Annotated in this window: 21 protein-coding genes and 1 pseudogene; 12 read left to right on the top strand and 10 right to left on the bottom strand. The window is 72.3% G+C overall.

Going from position 1 to position 19084, the window contains the following annotated elements:
• The 3 genes from ACFQBR_RS03770 to ACFQBR_RS03760 all read left to right on the top strand — a co-directional run bounded on the left by ACFQBR_RS03770 (nt 1) and on the right by ACFQBR_RS03760 (nt 2610).
• Nucleotides 1-486, top strand: a complete 486-nt coding sequence (locus ACFQBR_RS03770; protein WP_344185029.1) for a MarR family winged helix-turn-helix transcriptional regulator — start codon at nt 1-3, stop codon at nt 484-486.
• Between the two features lie 82 nt (nt 487-568).
• Nucleotides 569-1552, top strand: a complete 984-nt coding sequence (locus ACFQBR_RS03765) for a phosphotransferase family protein (protein WP_344185027.1) — start codon at nt 569-571, stop codon at nt 1550-1552.
• 23 nt (nt 1553-1575) lie between these two features.
• Nucleotides 1576-2610 carry an aminotransferase class V-fold PLP-dependent enzyme gene (locus ACFQBR_RS03760; RefSeq protein WP_378552252.1) on the top strand — a complete coding sequence of 345 codons (1035 nt, stop codon included), beginning with the start codon at nt 1576-1578 and terminating at the stop codon, nt 2608-2610.
• 107 nt (nt 2611-2717) lie between these two features.
• On the opposite strand, the gene ACFQBR_RS03755 is transcribed toward ACFQBR_RS03760, so the two are convergent.
• On the bottom strand, nt 2718-3125 hold the full coding sequence (locus ACFQBR_RS03755) for a pyridoxamine 5'-phosphate oxidase family protein (protein WP_378552077.1): 408 nt from the start codon (nt 3123-3125) through the stop codon (nt 2718-2720).
• Nucleotides 3126-3293: 168 nt separating this feature from the next.
• On the opposite strand from ACFQBR_RS03755, the gene ACFQBR_RS03750 reads away from it, so the two are divergent.
• Nucleotides 3294-3683 carry an Hsp20/alpha crystallin family protein gene (locus ACFQBR_RS03750; RefSeq protein ID WP_267950183.1) on the top strand — a complete coding sequence of 130 codons (390 nt, stop codon included), beginning with the start codon at nt 3294-3296 and terminating at the stop codon, nt 3681-3683.
• Nucleotides 3684-3849: 166 nt separating this feature from the next.
• Here ACFQBR_RS03750 and ACFQBR_RS03745 read toward each other — a convergent pair whose 3' ends face one another.
• Nucleotides 3850-4416 (bottom strand): TetR/AcrR family transcriptional regulator, encoded by a 567-nt coding sequence (locus ACFQBR_RS03745; protein ID WP_344185025.1) that lies wholly within the window; start codon nt 4414-4416, stop codon nt 3850-3852.
• A 135-nt stretch (nt 4417-4551) separates the two neighbouring features.
• Nucleotides 4552-4737 carry a MerR family transcriptional regulator gene (locus ACFQBR_RS03740; RefSeq protein WP_344185024.1) on the bottom strand — a complete coding sequence of 62 codons (186 nt, stop codon included), beginning with the start codon at nt 4735-4737 and terminating at the stop codon, nt 4552-4554.
• A 175-nt stretch (nt 4738-4912) separates the two neighbouring features.
• On the opposite strand from ACFQBR_RS03740, the gene pip reads away from it, so the two are divergent.
• Nucleotides 4913-5857 carry a prolyl aminopeptidase gene (pip, locus tag ACFQBR_RS03735; protein ID WP_344185023.1) on the top strand — a complete coding sequence of 315 codons (945 nt, stop codon included), beginning with the start codon at nt 4913-4915 and terminating at the stop codon, nt 5855-5857.
• A 64-nt stretch (nt 5858-5921) separates the two neighbouring features.
• Here pip and ACFQBR_RS03730 read toward each other — a convergent pair whose 3' ends face one another.
• Entirely contained in the window at nt 5922-7103 is a 1182-nt protein-coding gene (locus ACFQBR_RS03730) for an aminotransferase class V-fold PLP-dependent enzyme (RefSeq protein ID WP_344185022.1), read from the bottom strand.
• A 193-nt stretch (nt 7104-7296) separates the two neighbouring features.
• Here ACFQBR_RS03730 and ACFQBR_RS03725 point away from each other — a divergent pair, with 193 nt between their 5' ends.
• Nucleotides 7297-8286: an adenosine deaminase gene (locus tag ACFQBR_RS03725; RefSeq protein WP_267950188.1), complete on the top strand. Its 990-nt coding sequence runs from the start codon at nt 7297-7299 to the stop codon at nt 8284-8286.
• Between the two features lie 55 nt (nt 8287-8341).
• On the opposite strand, the gene ACFQBR_RS03720 is transcribed toward ACFQBR_RS03725, so the two are convergent.
• From ACFQBR_RS03720 to ACFQBR_RS03710, 3 genes and pseudogenes are all read right to left on the bottom strand, one after another.
• Nucleotides 8342-9325 carry a DUF2332 domain-containing protein gene (locus ACFQBR_RS03720; protein ID WP_378552072.1) on the bottom strand — a complete coding sequence of 328 codons (984 nt, stop codon included), beginning with the start codon at nt 9323-9325 and terminating at the stop codon, nt 8342-8344.
• 83 nt (nt 9326-9408) lie between these two features.
• Complete coding sequence (locus ACFQBR_RS03715; protein WP_378552069.1) at nt 9409-10062, bottom strand: DJ-1/PfpI family protein; 654 nt, start codon at nt 10060-10062, stop codon at nt 9409-9411.
• An 87-nt stretch (nt 10063-10149) separates the two neighbouring features.
• A pseudogene (locus tag ACFQBR_RS03710) lies at nt 10150-11103 on the bottom strand (GlxA family transcriptional regulator).
• 132 nt (nt 11104-11235) lie between these two features.
• Here ACFQBR_RS03710 and ACFQBR_RS03700 point away from each other — a divergent pair.
• From ACFQBR_RS03700 to soxR, 3 genes are all read left to right on the top strand, one after another.
• Nucleotides 11236-12000: an SDR family oxidoreductase gene (locus tag ACFQBR_RS03700; RefSeq protein WP_378552062.1), complete on the top strand. Its 765-nt coding sequence runs from the start codon at nt 11236-11238 to the stop codon at nt 11998-12000.
• 213 nt (nt 12001-12213) lie between these two features.
• The gene (locus ACFQBR_RS03695; protein ID WP_378552059.1) at nt 12214-12912 is read left to right on the top strand and encodes an ABC transporter ATP-binding protein; all 699 of its coding nucleotides are present in this window, start codon (nt 12214-12216) and stop codon (nt 12910-12912) included.
• Between the two features lie 41 nt (nt 12913-12953).
• A complete protein-coding gene (gene soxR, locus ACFQBR_RS03690; RefSeq protein ID WP_267950191.1) occupies nt 12954-13427 on the top strand; it encodes a redox-sensitive transcriptional activator SoxR in 474 nt (157 codons plus the stop codon).
• A 91-nt stretch (nt 13428-13518) separates the two neighbouring features.
• On the opposite strand, the gene rnhA is transcribed toward soxR, so the two are convergent.
• The 3 genes from rnhA to ACFQBR_RS03675 all read right to left on the bottom strand — a co-directional run bounded on the left by rnhA (nt 13519) and on the right by ACFQBR_RS03675 (nt 15713).
• Nucleotides 13519-13992, bottom strand: a complete 474-nt coding sequence (rnhA, locus tag ACFQBR_RS03685; protein ID WP_267950192.1) for a ribonuclease HI — start codon at nt 13990-13992, stop codon at nt 13519-13521.
• A gap of 503 nt (nt 13993-14495) precedes the next feature.
• Nucleotides 14496-15164 (bottom strand): peptide deformylase, encoded by a 669-nt coding sequence (def, locus tag ACFQBR_RS03680; protein WP_267950193.1) that lies wholly within the window; start codon nt 15162-15164, stop codon nt 14496-14498.
• A gap of 105 nt (nt 15165-15269) precedes the next feature.
• The gene (locus tag ACFQBR_RS03675) at nt 15270-15713 is read right to left on the bottom strand and encodes an SMI1/KNR4 family protein (RefSeq protein ID WP_267950397.1); all 444 of its coding nucleotides are present in this window, start codon (nt 15711-15713) and stop codon (nt 15270-15272) included.
• Nucleotides 15714-16089: 376 nt separating this feature from the next.
• Between ACFQBR_RS03675 and ACFQBR_RS03670 the strand changes: the two genes are divergently transcribed.
• The 3 genes from ACFQBR_RS03670 to ACFQBR_RS03660 all read left to right on the top strand — a co-directional run bounded on the left by ACFQBR_RS03670 (nt 16090) and on the right by ACFQBR_RS03660 (nt 19074).
• Nucleotides 16090-17061, top strand: coding sequence for a hypothetical protein (locus tag ACFQBR_RS03670; RefSeq protein WP_344176157.1), 972 nt, complete (start codon nt 16090-16092; stop codon nt 17059-17061).
• A 148-nt stretch (nt 17062-17209) separates the two neighbouring features.
• Nucleotides 17210-18475, top strand: coding sequence for a sensor histidine kinase (locus ACFQBR_RS03665; RefSeq protein WP_344176155.1), 1266 nt, complete (start codon nt 17210-17212; stop codon nt 18473-18475).
• A complete protein-coding gene (locus tag ACFQBR_RS03660) occupies nt 18427-19074 on the top strand; it encodes a LuxR C-terminal-related transcriptional regulator (protein ID WP_267944492.1) in 648 nt (215 codons plus the stop codon). The genes ACFQBR_RS03665 and ACFQBR_RS03660 overlap by 49 nt, the downstream gene beginning before the upstream one ends.
• Nucleotides 19075-19084: the final 10 nt, after the last annotated feature.

Here is a 19084-nt window from a genome sequence, read left to right as displayed (position 1 = left end):
ATGAGCGACGCCGTCTCCCGCTTCCTCCGCAGCTGGACCCGCCTGCGCCCCGACCTGGACCTGTCCACCGTGGCCGCCATGGGCCGCGTCCTGCGCCTGGCCGCCCTGATGAACAACATCACCGAGGACGGCCTGGCCGGCGCCGAGGTCACCCGCCCCGAGTTCGAGGTCCTGGCCGCCCTGCGCCGCTCCCCCGACGGCCTGCGCCCCCGCCAGCTCACCCGCGAGACCATCGCCTCGGGCGCCTCCACCACCAAGCGCCTCACCCGCCTGGAGTCCGCCGGACTCATCACCCGCACCCCCCTCGAACGCGACCGCCGCGAGGTCCAGGTCCGCCTCACCGACCGCGGCCGCACCCTGGCCGACACCCTCTTCGCCGCCCAACTCGACCGCGAGGCCACCGTCCTGGCCCCCTTGAGCACCGACGAACAAGCCCAGCTCGCCGACCTGCTCGCCCGCGTCCTGGCCCCCATCGACCGAGCCTGAACCCGTACCCGCCCCACCACCCGGACGTCCACCACCCACCCCCGTCCACCACCCGCCCCACCACACCCACCAGGACCCCCTCATGAGCCGCGAACCCCACACCCGCCTCGCCCGAGCCCTGGCGGCCCTGCTCCAGGACCCCCGCCCCGTCACCGGCGTCCAACGCCTGCGCGGCGGCAGCAAGAAGGGCGTCTACCGCCTCACCCTCGACCACACCGACACCGTCATCGCCTACCTGTGGCACAGCACCGAGGACTACTGGCACACCGGCGCCGCCCACAGCCAGGACCCCGCCGACCCCTTCTCCCACGCCTCGGGCCCCCACCTGTTCACCGCCGCCCACCGCGCCCTGACCGACCTGGGCGTACGCGTGCCCCGCCTGCTCGCCCACGACACCACCGGCACCCACCACCCCGGCGCCATCGCCCTGGTCCAGGACGTGCCCGGCCCCACCCTCGAAGAACTCCTCGAACGCGACCCCGCCACGGCCGCCCCCGTCCTGGACCGCCTCGGCGCCTTCCTGCGCACCATGCACGCCACCACCCACCCCGGCTTCGGCAAGGTCCACCACCTCACCACGGGAGGCCGCCCCCACGCCCCCTCCTGCGAACAGACCGTCCTGGACCGCGCCCTGGCCGACCTGGACGAGGCCGCCGCACGCGATGCGCGCCTGCACCCCCACCACGCACGGCTCACCAGCGCCCTGCACACCCTGGCCCACCGCATCACCCCGCGCCGCGAACACGTGCTCATCCACGGCGAACTCGGCCCCGACCACGTCCTGGTCGACACCGACGGAACCCCCGTCCTCATCGACATCGAGGGCATGATGTTCTTCGACGCCGAATGGGAGCACTCCTTCCTGCGCCTGCGCTTCGGCGAACACCACCCCCGCCTGCGCACACGCACCCCCGACCCCCACCGCAGCGCCCTGTACGACCTGGCCATGCACCTGTCCCTGGTCGCCGGCCCCCTGCGCCTGCTCGAGGGCGACTACCCCGACCGCGCCTTCATGCTCTCCATCGCCGAACACCACCTGGCACGCGCCCTGCAGACCACCGCCTGACACACTCGCCGACCATGGACACCATGGACACCTTCGACCACCTGTGGAACACCGACACCGTCTGGCTCAACACCGCCCAGTACGGCATCCCGCCCGCCCCCGCCCACCAGGCCCTCGACCAGGCCCTGCACGCCTGGAGGTCGGGCACCGGCGACCCCCTGCACTGGGGGCGGGCCGTCCACGACACACGCACCAACCTGGCCGCGCTCGTGCACGCCCCCGCCCAGGACATCGCCCTGGGCACCGCGGTCTCCCAGATCGCCGGCACCCTCGCCGCCTCCCTGCCCGCCGGGGCCCGCGTCCTGGTCCCCCAGGACGAGTTCTCCTCCCTCGTCCTGCCGTGGCTGTCCCAGGCCGACCGCGGCGTCACCGTGCGCACAGCCCCCCTGCAGCACCTGGCCGAGAGCGTGCGCCCCGACACCGACCTGGTCGCCTACAGCCTGGTCCACTCCGCCACGGGGCGCATCGCCCCCACCGCCGACATCGCCTCCGCCGCACGCGCCCACGGCGCGCGCCTGGTGGGCGACGCCACCCAGGCCGCCGGATGGCTGCCGGTACGGGCCACCGACTTCGACGCCCTGCTCGGCGCCGCCTACAAGTGGCTCATGGCCCCGCGCGGGCTGGCCTTCGCCTACCTGTCACCGGCACTGCGCGCCGAGCTGCGCCCCCACAACGCCGGCCCCGCCGCCACCCGGGACCCGGCCGCCTCGCTCTACGCCGGCGACCCGGCCCCGGAGCTGTCCGAGACCGCCCGGGCCTTCGACACCTCCCCCAACTGGTTCGCGTGCGTGGCCGCGGCCGCCTCCACCCGCGTGCTCCTGCAGGCCGGAGTGGAACGGGTCCGCGACCACAACGTCGCCCTGGCCGACCGCCTGCGCGCCGCCCTGGGCCAGGAGCCCGGCGGTTCGGCGATCACCTCGGTGGAGCGGCCCGGGGCCGCCGAGCGCCTGGCGCGTGCGGGGATCGTCACCACGAGCCGGGGCGGCGGGACACGCCTGGCCTTCCACCTGTACAACACCCCGCAGGACGCCGACCTGGCCGCGCGCGCCCTGCTCTGAGCCGCGGGCCCGGCAGGGGCACGGCGCGGTGGCCGCAAGGACGCACGGCCCTGCGGGCCGGGCCCTCACCCGCACCGGCCACCGCGCCCGCACCCGTGCGCCCCGGATCAGTCCCGCGCCGGGCCCGAGCGGACGTTGCCCAGCTCCCGGGTGACCGCTATCTCGATGGCGACCCGCCCGGGGTTGGGACGCGGGGCCCGGTAGCGCCCGGTGTACAGGCGCACCGCCTCGGCCACCGCCTCCGGGTCGCGCGTCACCGTGGCCGTGCCCTCCAGGGTGGACCAGCGCGCACCCTCCACCTGCGACACCGACACCCGCGCCCCGGGGTGGGCGGCCAGGTTGCGCGCCTTGAAGCTGGCCCCGTCGGCGATCACCCGGACCAGGCGGCGCCCGGGGTCGTAGGTCGCCCCCACCGGGACCTGGTGGATGCTGCCGTCCGGACGCGGACTGGCCAGCGTGCAGATGCGGCGCTCGCTCCAGAAGGCGAGGAAGGGGTCGTCGGGGATCTGGGACACGGGCGGCTCTTCTCTGGTCGTCGAATCAGGGCACGGCTGAGGACCCCAGGATCCCAGAACCCCGGGTGTGCGGTGGCGCACACCACATTGACGCGTCAAACTCCGTCAATAAACTTGAGTCCATCAGCATCAAGTTATGTTTCTGAGACTTTCTCGGGGGTTCACACCATGCTCCTCACCCGCACCATCCCCTTCGACCCCACCCGCGCCGCCACCGCCCACCAGCGCACCGTCCCCATGGACATCCTGCGCACCGAGGACGAACTCCTCGTCCGGCTCGACCTGCCCGGCGCCGACGCCGACAGCATCGACCTGGAGGTCGAACGCGACGTACTCACCGTCAACGCCCGGCGCCCCGCCCGCCAGGAGGGGGCCGCCCCCGTCCTGACCGAGCGCCCCACCGGCCCCTTCACCCGGCGCCTGCGCCTGGGCCGGGACCTGGACACCGACAACATCGGCGCCGACTACACCGACGGCGTCCTGACCCTGCGCCTTCCCGTGGCCGAGAAGGCCAAGCCGCGCAAGATCCTCCTGGACCAGGGCGGCGCGACCCTCTGACGCCCACACGGCCGAGGGGGCGCGGGGCCACGGGGAACCCCGCGCCCCCTCGGCGCGAGAACGCGCGGGGGCGCCCCACCCAGGGGCGCCCCCGCGCGGGCAGGTGCGGCCGGGCACACCGGGGGCCGACGGCGCCCGGCCCCGCACCCGGGGGGCCGGTGCGCGGTCAGGCCGCGCGGGCCCCGTCCAGGAACAGCGACACCAGGGCGGCGGCCGCCTCCTCGGGGGAACCCGGCGCCATGTCCACCGCCCTGGCCAGGTGCAGGAAGGCGTTGCACAGCAGAGCCGGGTCCCGGTCGGCGAGCTCGCCCTCGGCCACCGCCCGCGCCAGGCGCGCCGTCACCGGCTCCAGCAGCCTGCTCACGTACGCCTCGCGCAGCTCCTTCTCCGCATCCCCCTCCAGCTGCCCCAGGGAGTCGAACAGGTGCTGCTCGAAGGAGGAGGTGGCACCCGTGGGGTCGGCCACGGCGCCCACGATGACGGCCCGCAGCTGAGCGGCGAGCCCGCCCGGGGCGGCCAGCGACTCCTGCAGGCTGCGGCCGCGCCTGTCGATGAAGTCCAGGGCCACGAGCTTGTGCAGGGTCTCCTTGCCGCCGGGGAAGTGGTGGTAGAGCGTGGGCTTGCGCACGCCGACCTCGGTGGCCACGGCCTCCAGCGAGGTGCCGCGGTAGCCGCGGGCGGCGAAGTGGGCGGCGTAGACGGACATGGCCCTGGCCCGGGTGTCGCCGGTCATGGTGGGCTCCTCGCTGGTGGACGGCGGTGCGGACCGGGGCGCCGACCCGCACCCGCGACTCTACCGACCAGTCGGTAGAGTCGCAAGCCGGGGACCTCCGCACCCCCGCGACCACCACCCCCGGGAGGAAACCCCTCACCCCCGCCCCCACACGGGCGGATCCGCCCGCCGCGAGACCAGATCCACCACCTGCGCCACCAGCGCCAAAGGCACCCCCAACCGGCGCAGCAGACCGATCCGCCGCGCCCGCTCCACCCGCCCCGGCGCATAGAACCAGTCCCCCACCCGGTCCGGCACCAGCAGCCCCGAACGCTCGTACAACCGCAACGCCTTGGGAGAGAGCCCCCACGACGCGCGAACTCCCCCCGCGACAGCCCGCCCCGGACCCCTTCGGCAACCATGCGCGCCAGTGTGCCCCCTGCCCCAAGGGCACGGTCGACCCCGCACCGCCCTGTAGTAGAGTCCCCGGCCCACCCCTGCGACCGCGGAGACCCCCATGACCGCGCCCACCCCCCACACCCAGGGCCTACTCCCCACCGCCGACGGACACCACCTGTACTGGCACGAGTACGGCAACCCCCGCGGCCACCCCGCCCTGGTCCTGCACGGCGGCCCCGGCAGCGGCTGCCACCCCGCCTACACCGACTTCTTCGACACCGACCGCTACCGCGTCATCATGCTCGACCAGCGCGGCAGCGGACGCTCCACCCCCAACGCCCGCCACACCACCACCGACCTGAGCACCAACACCACCCACCACCTCATCCACGACATCGAAGCCCTGCGCACCCACCACCGCCTCACCACCTGGCACGTCCTGGGCCTGTCCTGGGGCTGCACCCTGGGCCTGGCCTACGCCCAGGCCCACCCCGAACACGTCAGCGCCCTGATCCTGGCCGCGGTCACCAACACCACAGCCGCCGAGGTCCACTGGCTCACCCACGCCATGGGCCGGGTCTTCCCCGAGGAATGGGAACTCTTCCGCCACGGCGCCGGACCCGGCGCCGACCCCCACGACCTGTCCACCGCCTACGCACACCGCCTGGCCCACCCCGACCCCCAGGTACGCTTCGACGCCGCCCGCGCCTGGTGCCGCTGGGAGGACGTCCACGTCTCCACCGCCCCCGGCCACACCCCCCACCCCGCCTTCGCCGACCCCGCCTTCCGCATGACCTTCGCCCGCCTGGTCACCCACTACTGGTCCCACGCCGCCTTCCTCCCCGACGGGCAGCTCCAACGCGACGCCCACCGCCTGGCGGGCACCCCCGGGGCCATGGTCCACGGGCGCATGGACATCAGCGGACCCGCCGACATCGCCTACCGGCTCTCGCGCACCTGGACCGACGCCGACCTGGTGGTGGTCGAAGAAGCCGGACACGGAGCGGGCACCACCACCCTCAAAGCGGCGACCCGCGCCGCCACCGACCGGCTCGCCCCCTGAGACCCCCGCCCCAGCGGCCGAGCGCCGGGCGGGGCGGCGCCTCAGGCGCCCCGCCCGGCAGGGCTCACCCCCGCCCCTGGCGCTCCTTCACCTCCCGCACCAACACCTCCACCTCCTCCTCGGTGTTGAAGTAGTGCACCGAGGCCCGCACCGCCTCGTCCACCCCCTCCCGCGGCTCCCACACCTGGTTCCACACCCGCGCCACACTCACGTTCACCCGGGCCCCCACCAGGTGCGCCCGCACATGCTCGGCCGGCACCCCCCGCACCGCGAACGTCACGATCCCCGACCGCACCGCCCCCCGGTCCAGCACCCGCACCCCCGCCACCTGCCCCAACCGCTCCCGCGCGTACTCCGCCAGAGCCCCCACCCGCTCCCGGACCCGCTCCAACCCCAGCGCCACCGCGTAGTCCACCGCCACACCCAAACCGATCTGACCAGCCACACTGCGCTCGAAACTCTCAAAACGACGCGCATCGGCACGCACCCGGTACTCGCCCTCCCCCACCCAGTGCGCCGAGGACACATCCACCACCGCCGGCTCCACCAGGTCCGCACCCGCACGCGCGTACAGAAAACCCGTCCCCCGCGGCCCCCGCAGGAACTTGCGCCCCGTCCCCGTCAACAGATCGCACCCCAACCGCTCCACATCCAGATCCCACTGCCCCACCGACTGGCACGCATCCAACAGGAACACCGCCCCCGCCGCCCGGCACAGCGCCCCCACCTCCTGCACGGGGTTGACCAACCCGTTGTGCGTGGGCATGTGGTTCAACGCCACCAACCGCACCCCGCCCCGCCCCAGCTCCCGCTCCAACGCCCCCAGATCCACCACCCCCTCCGGGCCGTCCGGAACCACCTCCACCCGCACACCCCGCTCACGGGCCGCCTTGACCAGCCCCAACGCGTTACTGGGGTACTCGCTCGTGGTCGTCAGCACCCGGTCCCCCGCCTCCAGGCGCACCGCACCGAACCCCGCCTCCCACGCCCGCGTCGCACTCTCCACGAACGCCACCTCCTCCGGCCGCGCCCCCAGCATCCGCGCCACCGCCGTGTAGAACCCCTCCACCAGCCCCTCGGCGCGCTCGGCCGCCTCATAGCCGCCCACCCGCGCCTCCAACCGCAGGTGCCCCACCACCGCCTCCACCACCGGCACCGGCGGCAACGACGAACCCGCGTTGTTCAGATGCACCAGATCCGCGACCGCCGGGGTGTCCGCCCGCACCGCGCCCACATCGATTCCCATACACCGCCACCTTCCAGGAGGAGACCACCAACCCCCCGGAACCTACCCACCGCCCACCCCGCCCAGCGCACCGCAGCCACCCACAACACCCACACCCGATGTGGGCCACAACGCCCCCGCACACGACCCACCCACCCCCACCCATCAGCCACAATGACCACACACACCACACCCGTCACAAGAGAGCACCGCCATGCCCCTGCCCAAAGCCGAACTCCACCTCCACATCGAAGGCACCCTCGAACCCGAACTCGCCTTCACCCTCGCCCACCGCAACGGCATCACCCTGCCCCACCCCACCGTCCAGGACCTGCGCGCCGCCTACTCCTTCACCGACCTGCAGTCCTTCCTGAACCTCTACTACGAGCTCATGGACGTCCTGCGCACCGAAGCCGACTTCACCGACCTGGCCAACGCCTACCTCACCCGCGCCGCAGCCCAGGGCGTGCGCCACGCCGAGATCTTCTTCGACCCCCAGGCCCACACCAGCCGCGGCATCCCCCTGGACACCGTCGTCAACGGCCTGGCCGCCGCCCTGGACACCAGCCTGCGCGACCACGGCATCAGCACCGCCCTCATCCTGTGCTTCCTCCGCGACCGCCCCGCCTCCGAAGCCCTGCACACCCTCCACCAGGCCCGCCCCCACCTGCACCGCATCAGCGCCGTGGGCCTGGACTCCGCCGAGGTCGGACACCCGCCCCAGAACTTCACCGCCGTCTTCGCCGCCGCCCGCGACCTGGGCCTGCGCTGCGTCGCCCACGCCGGAGAGGAAGGACCCCCCTCCTACATCTGGCAGGCCCTGAACCTCCTGCACGCCGAACGCATCGACCACGGCATCCGCGCCCTGGAGGACCCCGACCTGCTCGCCCACCTGGCCCGCACCCAGACCCCCCTCACCGTGTGCCCCCTGTCCAACGTGCGCCTGCGCGCCGTGCCCACCCTCGCCCAGCACCCCCTGCCCGCCCTCCTCGACGCCGGGCTCCTGGTCACCGTCAACTCCGACGACCCCTCCTACTTCGGCGGCTACGTCCACGACAACTACGAGGCCCTGCGCACCCACCTGGGCCTGGACGAGGCCACCCTGCGCCAACTCGCCCGCAACTCCTTCACCGCCTCCTTCCTGCCCCCCGAACGCAAGAAGGCCCTCATCGCCGAAGTCGACGCCCACCCCGCCACCGGGTAGACACACCACAGGCCCCCTCCCCCCCAGGGGAGGGGGCCCCTCCACCGCCACCGCCTCACACCCAGGCCAGCGACTGCCCGTGCTCACCGGCATAGGCCACCACCCGCCCGTCCACCGCCACCGTGAAATCGGTCTCCACCACCGGCTCCGCGTTCTCCCACCCCGCGAACACCCGCCACCCCTCGTTCGCCACCCAGCGCCCCTCCAGGGCACCCACCACCCGCACGAACTCCTCCCGCCGCTCCTGCGACAGGTAGGCCAGCACCGCACTGTGGAACACCACCAGCGTCGCCCCCGCCGGGGCCAGGGCCGCCACCGCACCCACCCGCTCCACCAGGTCCCCCTCCACCAGCAGCGGCGGATCGGCCGCCACCACCGACGCCGCCCCGCGCAGCCGCGCACGCCGCCCCTCCTCCTCCCGCCCCGGCCACACCAGCGCCTCCAACCAGCGCACATCCTCCTCGGCGCCCGCATCCAACGGGTTCAGGTCCACCCCCGCCCGCCACACCACCCGCGGCACCCGCTCCGGAACCGGCACCCCGCCCGAGGTCGCACACTCCAACAGCACCGGGCTGCCCGCAGGGCCCACCTGCGCCCCGCTGTCGAAGGAGTACCGGTACCGGTCCGGATACAGGCACAGCCCCGCCGAGGCACCCACCTCCAACAGCGCCAACGGGCCCGGCACACCCGCCAGCACCGGCAGCAGCGCCGTACACCGGCGCACCTCGTTGGTCTGGGTGTGCCGCTCCATCACCACCCGCCGCACCTGCTCCCAGTGCCCCACCAGCCACGCCCGCCACGGCTCCCACCCCTGCACCGGCCCGCCCAGGTAGCGCACCGCCCCCAACAACAGGTTGGGCTGCCTCTTGTTGCCCCGCGGCAGGGACGCCACCAGACCCAGCACCTCCCCGTCCCGCGCCACCTCCTCACAGATCCGCGCATAGGCGGGGGAACCCCCCGCCGCACAGTGCCGGGCGAAACCGCGGTACCCGCGCGCAAGGCGCTCAAGGTCCGCTCCACCGTCCACAGCAGGGCCCACGGCCCACACCCACCTCTCACACCGGGGGAAGAGGACACCGAACCCCTACCCGCCCCCACACCGCACCGCCCCTGTGGCGCCCCTCACCCCTGCTCCCCCAGCAGGAACCGCGAGTACGAGCGCGCCAGCGCCACCACCCCGGCCGGCGCGCTCTCCACCGACCCCGCGTCGAAGGGCGGGCGCGGGTCGTACTCGGTGGCCAACTGCACCAGCTGCGCCGCCTGCAACCCCGCCAACCGCTCCGCCAGCGCCAACGCCATGTCGATCCCCGCCGACACCCCCGCCGCCGTCACGTACTTGCCCTCCCACACCACCCGCTCGCGCACGGGCACCGCACCCCAGCGCCCCAGCTCCTCCACCGCCGCCCAGTGCGAGGTGGCCCGGCGCCCCTCCAACAGCCCCGCCGCCGCCAGCACCAGCGAACCCGTGCACACCGACGTCGTCCACGTACTGGCCCCGTCCACCTGGCGCACCCACTCCACCAGCGGCCCGCCCCCCATGTGCCGCCCCTGCCCCGGACCGCCGGGCACGCACACCACCTCCGCACGGTCCACCTCCCCCAAGGACGCCTGCGCCACCAGCGCCGCACCCCCGCCCGCATCGCGCACCGGCCCCCGCTCGGCGGCCACGAACACCGTCTCCACCCCCGGCAGACCGCTCCACATCTCATAGGGACCGGCCGCGTCCAACAGGGTGAAACCCTCGAACAACACGATCGCCGCACGCACCACGACCACACTCCGTCCATCACCTAACAGGCCCCGCCGCACACGGCGGGACACACACGAACAACCCACGGAAAAAGAAAAAAGGGGGGCAGGCCCTCAGCCCGCCCCCGAACCGAACCGCTCCCGGTACAGGGCCGGCCCGCACCCCAGCGCACGCACGAACGAACGCCGCATCACCTCGGCACTGGCGAACCCGGCCCGCCGCGCCACCACCGCCGCCGGAGCCCCGTCCTCCTCCAACAGGCGCCGCGCCGTCTCCACCCGCACCCGCTCCACATACCGGCCCGGCGTACACCCCACCTCACGCGCGAACACCCGCGCGAACTGGCGCGCGGACAACCCCGCCCGCTCCGCCAGGGCCCCCACCGACAGGTCCTCCCCCGGATGCTCGGCGATCCAGTGCAGCACCCGGCGCACCGGCCCCGCACGCGCAGCCCGCACCGACACATGGGTCGAGAACTGCGCCTGGTTGCCGGGCCTGCGCAGGAACACCACCATGTGGCGCGCCACCTCCAGCGCCACACCGGCACCCAGGTCCTCCTCCACCAGCGCCAACGCCATGTCGATCCCCGCCGTCACCCCCGCCGAGGTCACCACACCCCCCGACCTCACGAAGATCGGCTCCGCCTCCACCCGCACCGACGGGTACTCCCGCGCCAGACGCCCGCACGAGGCCCAGTGCGTGGTCGCCCGCAACCCGTCCAGCACACCCGCCTCCGCCAACAGGAACGCCCCCGTGCACACCGACGCCACCCGCCCCGCACCCCCCGCGTTCGCGCGCAGCCACCCCACCAGGCCGGGCTGCTCGCCCCGCGTGCCCTCACCCCCCGCCACCACCAGGGTGTCCACCCGCCCCGCCCGCTCCAACGCCACCTACGGCGCCAACCCCAGACCGCTGGAGCAGACCACCGCGCCCCCGCCCAACGACGCCGTACGCACCCGGTAGAACCCCTCGCGCACATACGAGGCCCCCGAGAACACCTCCAGCGGACCCGTCACGTCCAGGCTCTGCACCCCGTCGAAGACGACCACCACCACCTCATGGACCATGCCCCCATCCTCACCGGCCCCCGAGGCGGCCACAAGGTCGCACACCCCACCCTTCCTGCCACCACACCTTGACCTCAACCAAACTTCAGGTGCAAGCGTGGGGGCACACCCACCCACCCCGAGGAACCACCCGTGCACCTGATCACCACACCCACCGGCACCGTCGCACACCACGTCCTGACCACCCTGCTCACCCACACCCACCCCGTCCGCGCCCTGACCCCCCACCCCCACCACCCCCGCATCCCCCACGGCACACCCACCGTCCGCGCCGACCTGCACGACCCCGCCACCTGGCCCGCCGCCCTGCACGGCGCCACCTCCGCCTTCCTCACCTGGCCCCACCCCACCCCCGACCACGCCGCCGACTTCATCACCGCCCTGGCCCACCACGCCCGCCACATCGTCTACCTCTCCTCAGCCACAGCCGACCCCCGCGCCCCCGACCCCCGCGACAGCACCCACGGACACCTCGAGAACCTCATCACCCGCTCCGGCGCCCACTGGACCCTCCTGCGCCCCGGCACACCGGCCGCCACCACCCTGCGCTGGGCCCCCCGCATCCGCACCCACCGCACCGTCCACTCCACCCGCCCCCACCCGGGCGGGCCCCTCATCCACGAAGCAGACATCGCCGACGTCGCCGTCCACGCCCTCACCCACCCCGAACACCACCACGAGCGCACCCACCACCTCACCGGCCCCCACCACCACACCGAAGCCGAACAGGTCCGCATCCTCGCCCAGGTCCTGGACCTGACCCTGACCCACACCGCCCCCCACGACCCCGCCTCCGCCGAGCCCGAACCCGCCACCACCACCGTCGAAAAGATCCTCCGCCGCCCCGCACGCTCCTACCGCCAATGGGTCGCCGACCACGCCACCGACTTCCGCTGACCCCCGCCCCCCACGGCCCGCACCCACCACCGGGCGCGGGCCCACACCCCTGCCCACACCCACCACCACCCCCGGGAACCAACCCGCCCCACCGCCCGTTCCACACACCGAACACCCACCCACGGAGACCAAGGACACGAACAGATAACGAGAACTCTCATGCGCCCAGGACAATCCCAGGCAGGTGACGACCACCCACACGAACGGACACCCGTGAGGCTCACCAACCGCGGAAAGCTGCGCCGCAGCCCCGCACACACCCCACCCACCACCCGACCCCTCCTCGAGTTCCACGACGTGTCCCTGCCCCCCGCCCACCCCCCGCTGCTGGACCACCTCGACCTCACCGTCCACCCCGGCGAACACGTCTCCCTCGTCGGCCTCACCCCCACCGCCACCACCGCCCTCACCCACCTGCTCACCCACCGCACCACCCCCACCCGCGGCCGCATCACCACCCACACCCCCACCCACCTGCTCACCCCCGCCCCCCACACCACCCTCGCCCAGACCATCACCGGCCACCCCGCCCCCGACCCCCACGACCCCCACCTCACCCACACCCTCACCACCACCGGACTCGACCCCGCCCACCTGCACACCCCCCTCACCCGCCTCGACCCCGCCCTGACCACCCGCATCCACCAGGCCCGCACCCTCTACACCCGCCACACCGGCGCCCGCCTCTTCCTCCTGACCACCCCAGCACCACCCCCGCCCACCCCCACCCCCGACACCGCCCTGCTCTCCCTCACCGACCACCCCACCCACACCCGCACCGCCGACCGCATCCTCCTCCTGCGCAACGGACGCGTCACCGAAACCGGCACCCACCACCAACTCCTCGTCCGCGGCGGCGCCTACGCACGCCTGTACGCCCTCCACGGCGCCCACCGCACCCGCACCCCCTGACCCACGCACCCCACCACCACCCACGACCTAAGATGGGCACCGTGCCACCCATCACCAAGGAACTCACCGTCGGCCAGGTCGCCGAACGCGCCGGAGTCGCCGTCTCCGCCCTGCACTTCTACGAACGCCAAGGGCTCATCCACAGCCGCCGCACCAGCGGCAACCAGCGCCGCTACCGCCGCGACACCCTGCGCCGGGTCTCCTTCATCCGCATCTCCCAACGCGTCGGCATGCCCCTGGCCCGCATCCGCCAGGCCCTCGAAGCCCTCCCCGACAACCGCACCCCCACCCGCACCGACTGGGCCGCCGTCTCCGAACAGTGGCGCGACGAACTCGACACGCGCATCGCCCAGCTCATCCGCCTGCGCGACGACCTCACCGGCTGTATCGGCTGCGGCTGCCTGTCCCTGGACACCTGCACCCTGTCCAACCCCGACGACGAACTCGCCGCCGCGGGCCCCGGACCCCGCCGCCTCATGGTCCAGGCCCTCGCCCAGGACGCCGACGCCCTCTGAACCACCCGCGGCCCACCCCGCCGCACCCGGCCCCGCACACGAGAACGGCGGCCCCCACAGGGACCGCCGCCACCCCACACCCGCAGACCGCCTACCGCCCGGCCGCCTCATCACGCCCGCGCCGGGCCAACTCGTCCGCACGCTCGTTGCCCTCGTCGCCGCTGTGCCCGCGCACCCAGCGCCACTCCACCTCGTAGCGCGAGGCCACCTCGTCCAGGCGCTGCCACAGGTCCACGTTCTTCACCGGCTTCTTGTCGGCCGTGCGCCACCCGCGCTTCTTCCACCCGTGCAGCCAGGTCGTGATCCCGTTGCGCACATAGGAGGAATCGGTGTGCACCAGCACCGGCAGCGGCTTCTTCAAGCTCTCCAACGCCTGGATGGCCGCCATCAGCTCCATCCGGTTGTTGGTGGTCTGCTCCTCGCTCCCGTACAGCTCCTTCTCGTGCTCGCCGTAGCTCAGCCACACCCCCCACCCTCCCGGGCCGGGGTTGCCGCTGCACGCCCCGTCGGTGTAGACGACCACCCTGTGCGCCGGCTCCCGGCCGACCTCGTCCCCGTTGTGCATGCCGCGCAATCTACCGCCCCCCGCGGTCACAGAAGAGTCACACCCCCCACCGGAGGAGCCATAAACAGAGCCACATTCCACCACTGGCACCCCTAAACCCATCATTTCGGACCAACAAGTCCCCCAAAGGCACCCGCCGACCACACCACCACCGACCACCGCACACGACCATCCACCGCCACCCTCCGCGATGACAACGCCACCGTGAGTACCCGAACCGGCCGTCGCGAAGGCCTAGCCCCAGAACGCCGGACCCCGTCGGCGGGGCCCTCGGGGGACCACGGCGCCGCACAAGCGGCCGAACCCCTCCGACCCCACTCCCCGGGGCGCCCGCCCCGGCCCCACCGGTCCGCACGCCTTCGGGCCCCGGCCCCGGAGGCCGCCCCCGCCACAGGCCACGGGCAGGGCACGTGGTGAGAACACGGCGCCGACCGCCCACCCCGGCGGCCACAGAAAAAGGGTGCCCCGGCCGACGCCGGGACACCCCCTTCGCGCTCGCGCGCTCAGCCCGCGAACTCCTCCGCCAGCTGCGCCGCACGCTCCTCACGACGCGCGAACACGTCGTTGGCCATCTCGTTCATCTTCTTCAACACCCGCTTGCGCTCGCGCGCCGAGAGCCGGTCCACGTACAGCCGGCCCATGGTGTGGTCGGTCTCGTGCTGCAGGCACCGGGCGAAGTACCCGCTCCCGCTCACCACCACCGGGTTGCCGTCCCGGTCCACGCCACGCACCGTCGCGGTCGCGGCCCGCCCCAGGTCCGCGTGCGGGCCCGGTACCGACAGGCAGCCCTCGCTGTCGACCTCCACGGCCTCCTCCGGGTCGCGCTCGTCCAGCACCGGGTTGACCACGTGCCCCACGTGGCGCACCCCGTCGTCGTCGGGGCAGTCGTAGACGAACAGCCGCAGGTCCACACCCACCTGGTTGCCCGCCAGGCCCACACCCTCGGCCGCGTACATCGTCACGAACATGTCGTCGACGAGCTGGTGCAGCTCCCGGCCGCCCCACATCTGCTCGGGCACCTCCGCGTTGCGCCGGTGCAGGACCTCCTCACCCGTCACGGTGATGCGCCGCACACGGCCGCGCGAGGCCTCCGGGGCCAGTTCGGGGAAGTCCTCCACCTCCCGGCCCTGGACAACAGCGGCGACATGGGCAGGCGTGGACTGCTCCGACATGGTCCTACTCTCAAACGCACTAGGGGAGACAAACAGTGACACAACGCCACCAATACCCCGAAAAATAGCACGAAACGGCAGGTCAGCCACGCACGGAGCACCCGGTCAACGGAACCAGGAATTGCCCTGGATCAGGCATCGCGCCAGGTAGTCGCGCAACGACACCACCACCAGCCGCCGCCGGTCGCTCTCATGATCCCACACCACGATCCCCGGACCGTAGTCGGTGTGCACGTAGGCGAACTGCGGCCCCATGTCGGAGTCGCCGAAGAAGATCATCTCGTCGAAAGGCGCGTACAACTCCAGATAATCGGGCTCACCCCGCATCGCCAGGTTGTCCTCCACCAGGCGCCGGGCACTCCACACCACCGCGTCCCCGTACTCGTTGGTCACCCCGTCCGTCTCCCGCAACAGGGAGGCCAACTCGAACGGCAGAGGCAGCATCAACCGCTTCTCCACCTCGGCAAGGGTCACCTCATCGGCCGGATCGTACAGATCGGCCTCGGGATACATCTCCAGGATCAGTTCACGCCACACACTCCCGATCATCACAGGTCGTGGCAAGACACGGGAAATCGTCGACGGCGAGTTGCGCCAAAAACCCGCACGGACCACGTCCGCAGCGTCACAAACCACCACCCACACCCCCAACCGGCCCCCACGGGAATAGCCGCACCCCCCGACCCGTTGACCCCACTGCGGGACGGTGCGGTAGCAAGTGTCCCCCGGGCTCACACAAAGCCTTCGCGGAACACCGCGCCCCCAGGGGCGGCCACGGAACCGCGTTGTGCGCCACGCCGTGAGGCGACCGCCGCACCGTCCCGCACTCCTTCCCACCCCACGCACCAGATGCCGCGAACGCCCCGAACACGCCCAAAACGTCACTCTGAGTGTAGGCAAAGCCACAAACGGTAATAATACTGCCATGGCCACCACCACACAACGCCTGCTCGCCACCGCACTCGCCACCGCACTCACCCTGCCCGCCCCCGCACACGCCACCACAACCCCCACAACCACCCCCACCCACACCACCACCTACCCCGGACACACCACAAGCCGCTACGTCCCCCTGGGCCCCGCCACAGCCGACCACGCACGCGACGCCGGATGCACCGAAGCCCGCACCGGCACCAACGGCGTCCGCATCCTCTTCTTCGGCACCCAGGAAACCGACCACCAACTCCGCGAACCCGGCACCAGCCACGCCACCACCACACCCCGCGCAGCCACCACCAAAGCCGCCTCCTACGCCCACCACTGGGCCCAAGGCTTCACCGACTGCCGCACCGGCCAAACCACAGCCACCCTCGCCCTCGGCGTCAACAACAAGGACGACGGCAACCTCACCGGCCCCACCGCCGGCAAACAATGGGCCACCCTCGTCCACGACGCACGCCAACGCTCCACCACACCCGCCGTCACCATCACCGGCGCCCTCGACGCCGAACCCGCCTGGTCCACCCCCACCTGGGCCCGCGGCTGGATCGACGCCTACACGAAAAACACCACCACACCCCTGCACACCGCCAACTCAGCCGACGGCTGCCCCACCACCGGCACCGCCCACTGCAACAACAACTGGACCCTCGCCGACGTCCACCACCTCGCCGGAGGCGGCCGACCCACCGTCCACGCCCTCCCCCAGATCTACCGCACCGACGGCATCCAAGCCCGCCAATGGGCCAACATCAGCCGCTGGGGCCACACCCACGCCGACGACCCCCTCCGCTTCGCCGGAGCCATGTCCCAACACACCGCCTGCCAACAACGCACCTGCAACAACACCGACAACACCCCCCGCCAGGCCTGGACCCAACTCACCGACGCCCTCAACGCCCACGCCAGCACCCGCATCCCCGCACTCGACACCGCCACCGACATCCGCTGGCCCTGACCCACAACACCACCCCACCCGCCCCCACCCGGGCGGGCCACACCCATGCCCACCCCCGAAAAAGGGGAGCCACCACCACCGCAACCACCACCCACCACAAGCCAGAATGGACACCACACACCACACCAGCAGGAACGGAAGAACACCCATGGCCACCGCACCCCACCACCGCGCAGGCCGCCTCACCACCCTGGCCTACCTCTTCCTCCTGCTCTCCCAGAACATCGCCGCCCTCCTCCTGCTCCCCCTCGTCCTCGCCTCCGCCATCCTCACCCTCTTCTGGATCGGCCTCCCCTTCGTCATCCTCACCGGCACCCTCCTACGCACCCTCGCCGACAGCCAACGCCGCACCCTCAGCCACCTCCTCCCCAAAGGCCCCATCCCCTCCGCCTACCGCCCCATCCCCCCAGGAGGCCTCACCCGCCGCGGAACCACGATCATCACCGACCCCGGCACCTGGAAAGACCTCCTCTGGCTCATCGCCGGAACAGCCAACATCACCCTCATCGCCATCCCCGGCGCCCTCATAGGCCACGCCCTCTACCAACTCCTCTTCGCCCTCGGCCTCGCCGGCAACGCCCTCTACAACACCTACGCCCCCACCACACTCACCGACCAACTCATCCTCCTCGCCCCCTCCGCCCTCCTCCTCACCCTCGGACTCCTCCTCCTCCCACCCGCCCTCGACATCTACCTCCGCTTCAACCGCCTCCTCCTCGCCCCCTCCGAAAAAGCCCGACTCACCGCCCGCGTCGCCCACCTCGCCACCAGCCGCGCCAACACCATCGACACCCAGGCCTCCGAAATCCGACGCATCGAACGCGACCTCCACGACGGAGCCCAAGCCCGACTCGTCGCCCTCGGCATGCACCTCGGCATGGCCGAACAAATCGTCGAACAAGACCCCCACACCGCCCGCACCATGCTCACCGAAGCCCGCGAAACCACCCGCCACGCCCTCACCGAACTCCGCGACCTCGTCCGCGGCATCCACCCACCCGTCCTCGTCGAACGAGGACTCCACGGAGCCGTCCACGCCCTCGCCCTCACCCACCACCTCCCCATCACCGTCACCATCGACCTCGACGGCCGCCCCGCCGACCCCGTCGAATCCGCCGCCTACTTCGCCATCGCCGAACTCCTCACCAACACCGCCAAACACGCACACGCCACCCAGGCCTGGATCCACATCAACCACGGCCGCAACCACCTCGTCATCACCGTCACCGACAACGGAACCGGCGGCGCCGACCCCGCCCCCGGCAGCGGCCTCGCCGGCATCAGACGACGCCTCGACGCCTTCGATGGCACGATGAACATCACCAGCCCACCGGGCGGCCCCACCATCGTGACCCTGGAGATCCCGTGCGCGTTGTCATCGCCGAAGACCTTGCCCTCCTCCGCGACGGACTGATCAGACTCCTCGAAGCACACGACTTCACCGTCGTCGCCGCAGTCGACAACGGACCCGACCTCCACACAGCCCTCACCGAACACAAACCCGACGTCGCCGTCGTCGACGTCCGACTCCCCCCCACCTTCACCGACGAAGGCCTCCAAGCAGCCATCGGAGCCCGCGCCCAGATCCCCGGACTCCCCATCCTCGTCCTCTCCCAACACGTCGAACAGCTCTACGCCCGCGAACTCCTCTCCGACGCCGAAGGCGGAGTCGGCTACCTCCTCAAGGACCGCGTCTTCGACATCGGCCAGTTCATCGAAGCCGTCCGCCGCGTCGCCGCCGGCGGCACCGCCATGGACCCCGCCGTCATCTCCCAACTCCTCGCCCGCCAGGACCAGAGCGGCCCCCTCGCCCAACTCACCCCCCGCGAACGCGAAGTCCTCGCCGAAATGGCCGAAGGACGCTCCAACTCCGCCATCGCCGGACGCCTCTACATCACCGAAAAAGCCGTCAGCAAACACATCAACAACATCTTCACCAAACTCGACCTCCCCCCCTCCTCCGACGACAGCCGCCGCGTCCTCGCCGTCCTCGCCTACCTCAACGGCCAATAGACACAAAAAA

Source organism: Nocardiopsis tropica (assembly GCF_042660575.1).
Lineage (GTDB): Bacteria > Actinomycetota > Actinomycetes > Streptosporangiales > Streptosporangiaceae > Nocardiopsis > Nocardiopsis tropica.
The sequence above is the reverse complement of the archived record's forward strand: the minus strand, read 5'-3'. Positions and strand labels throughout refer to the sequence as shown.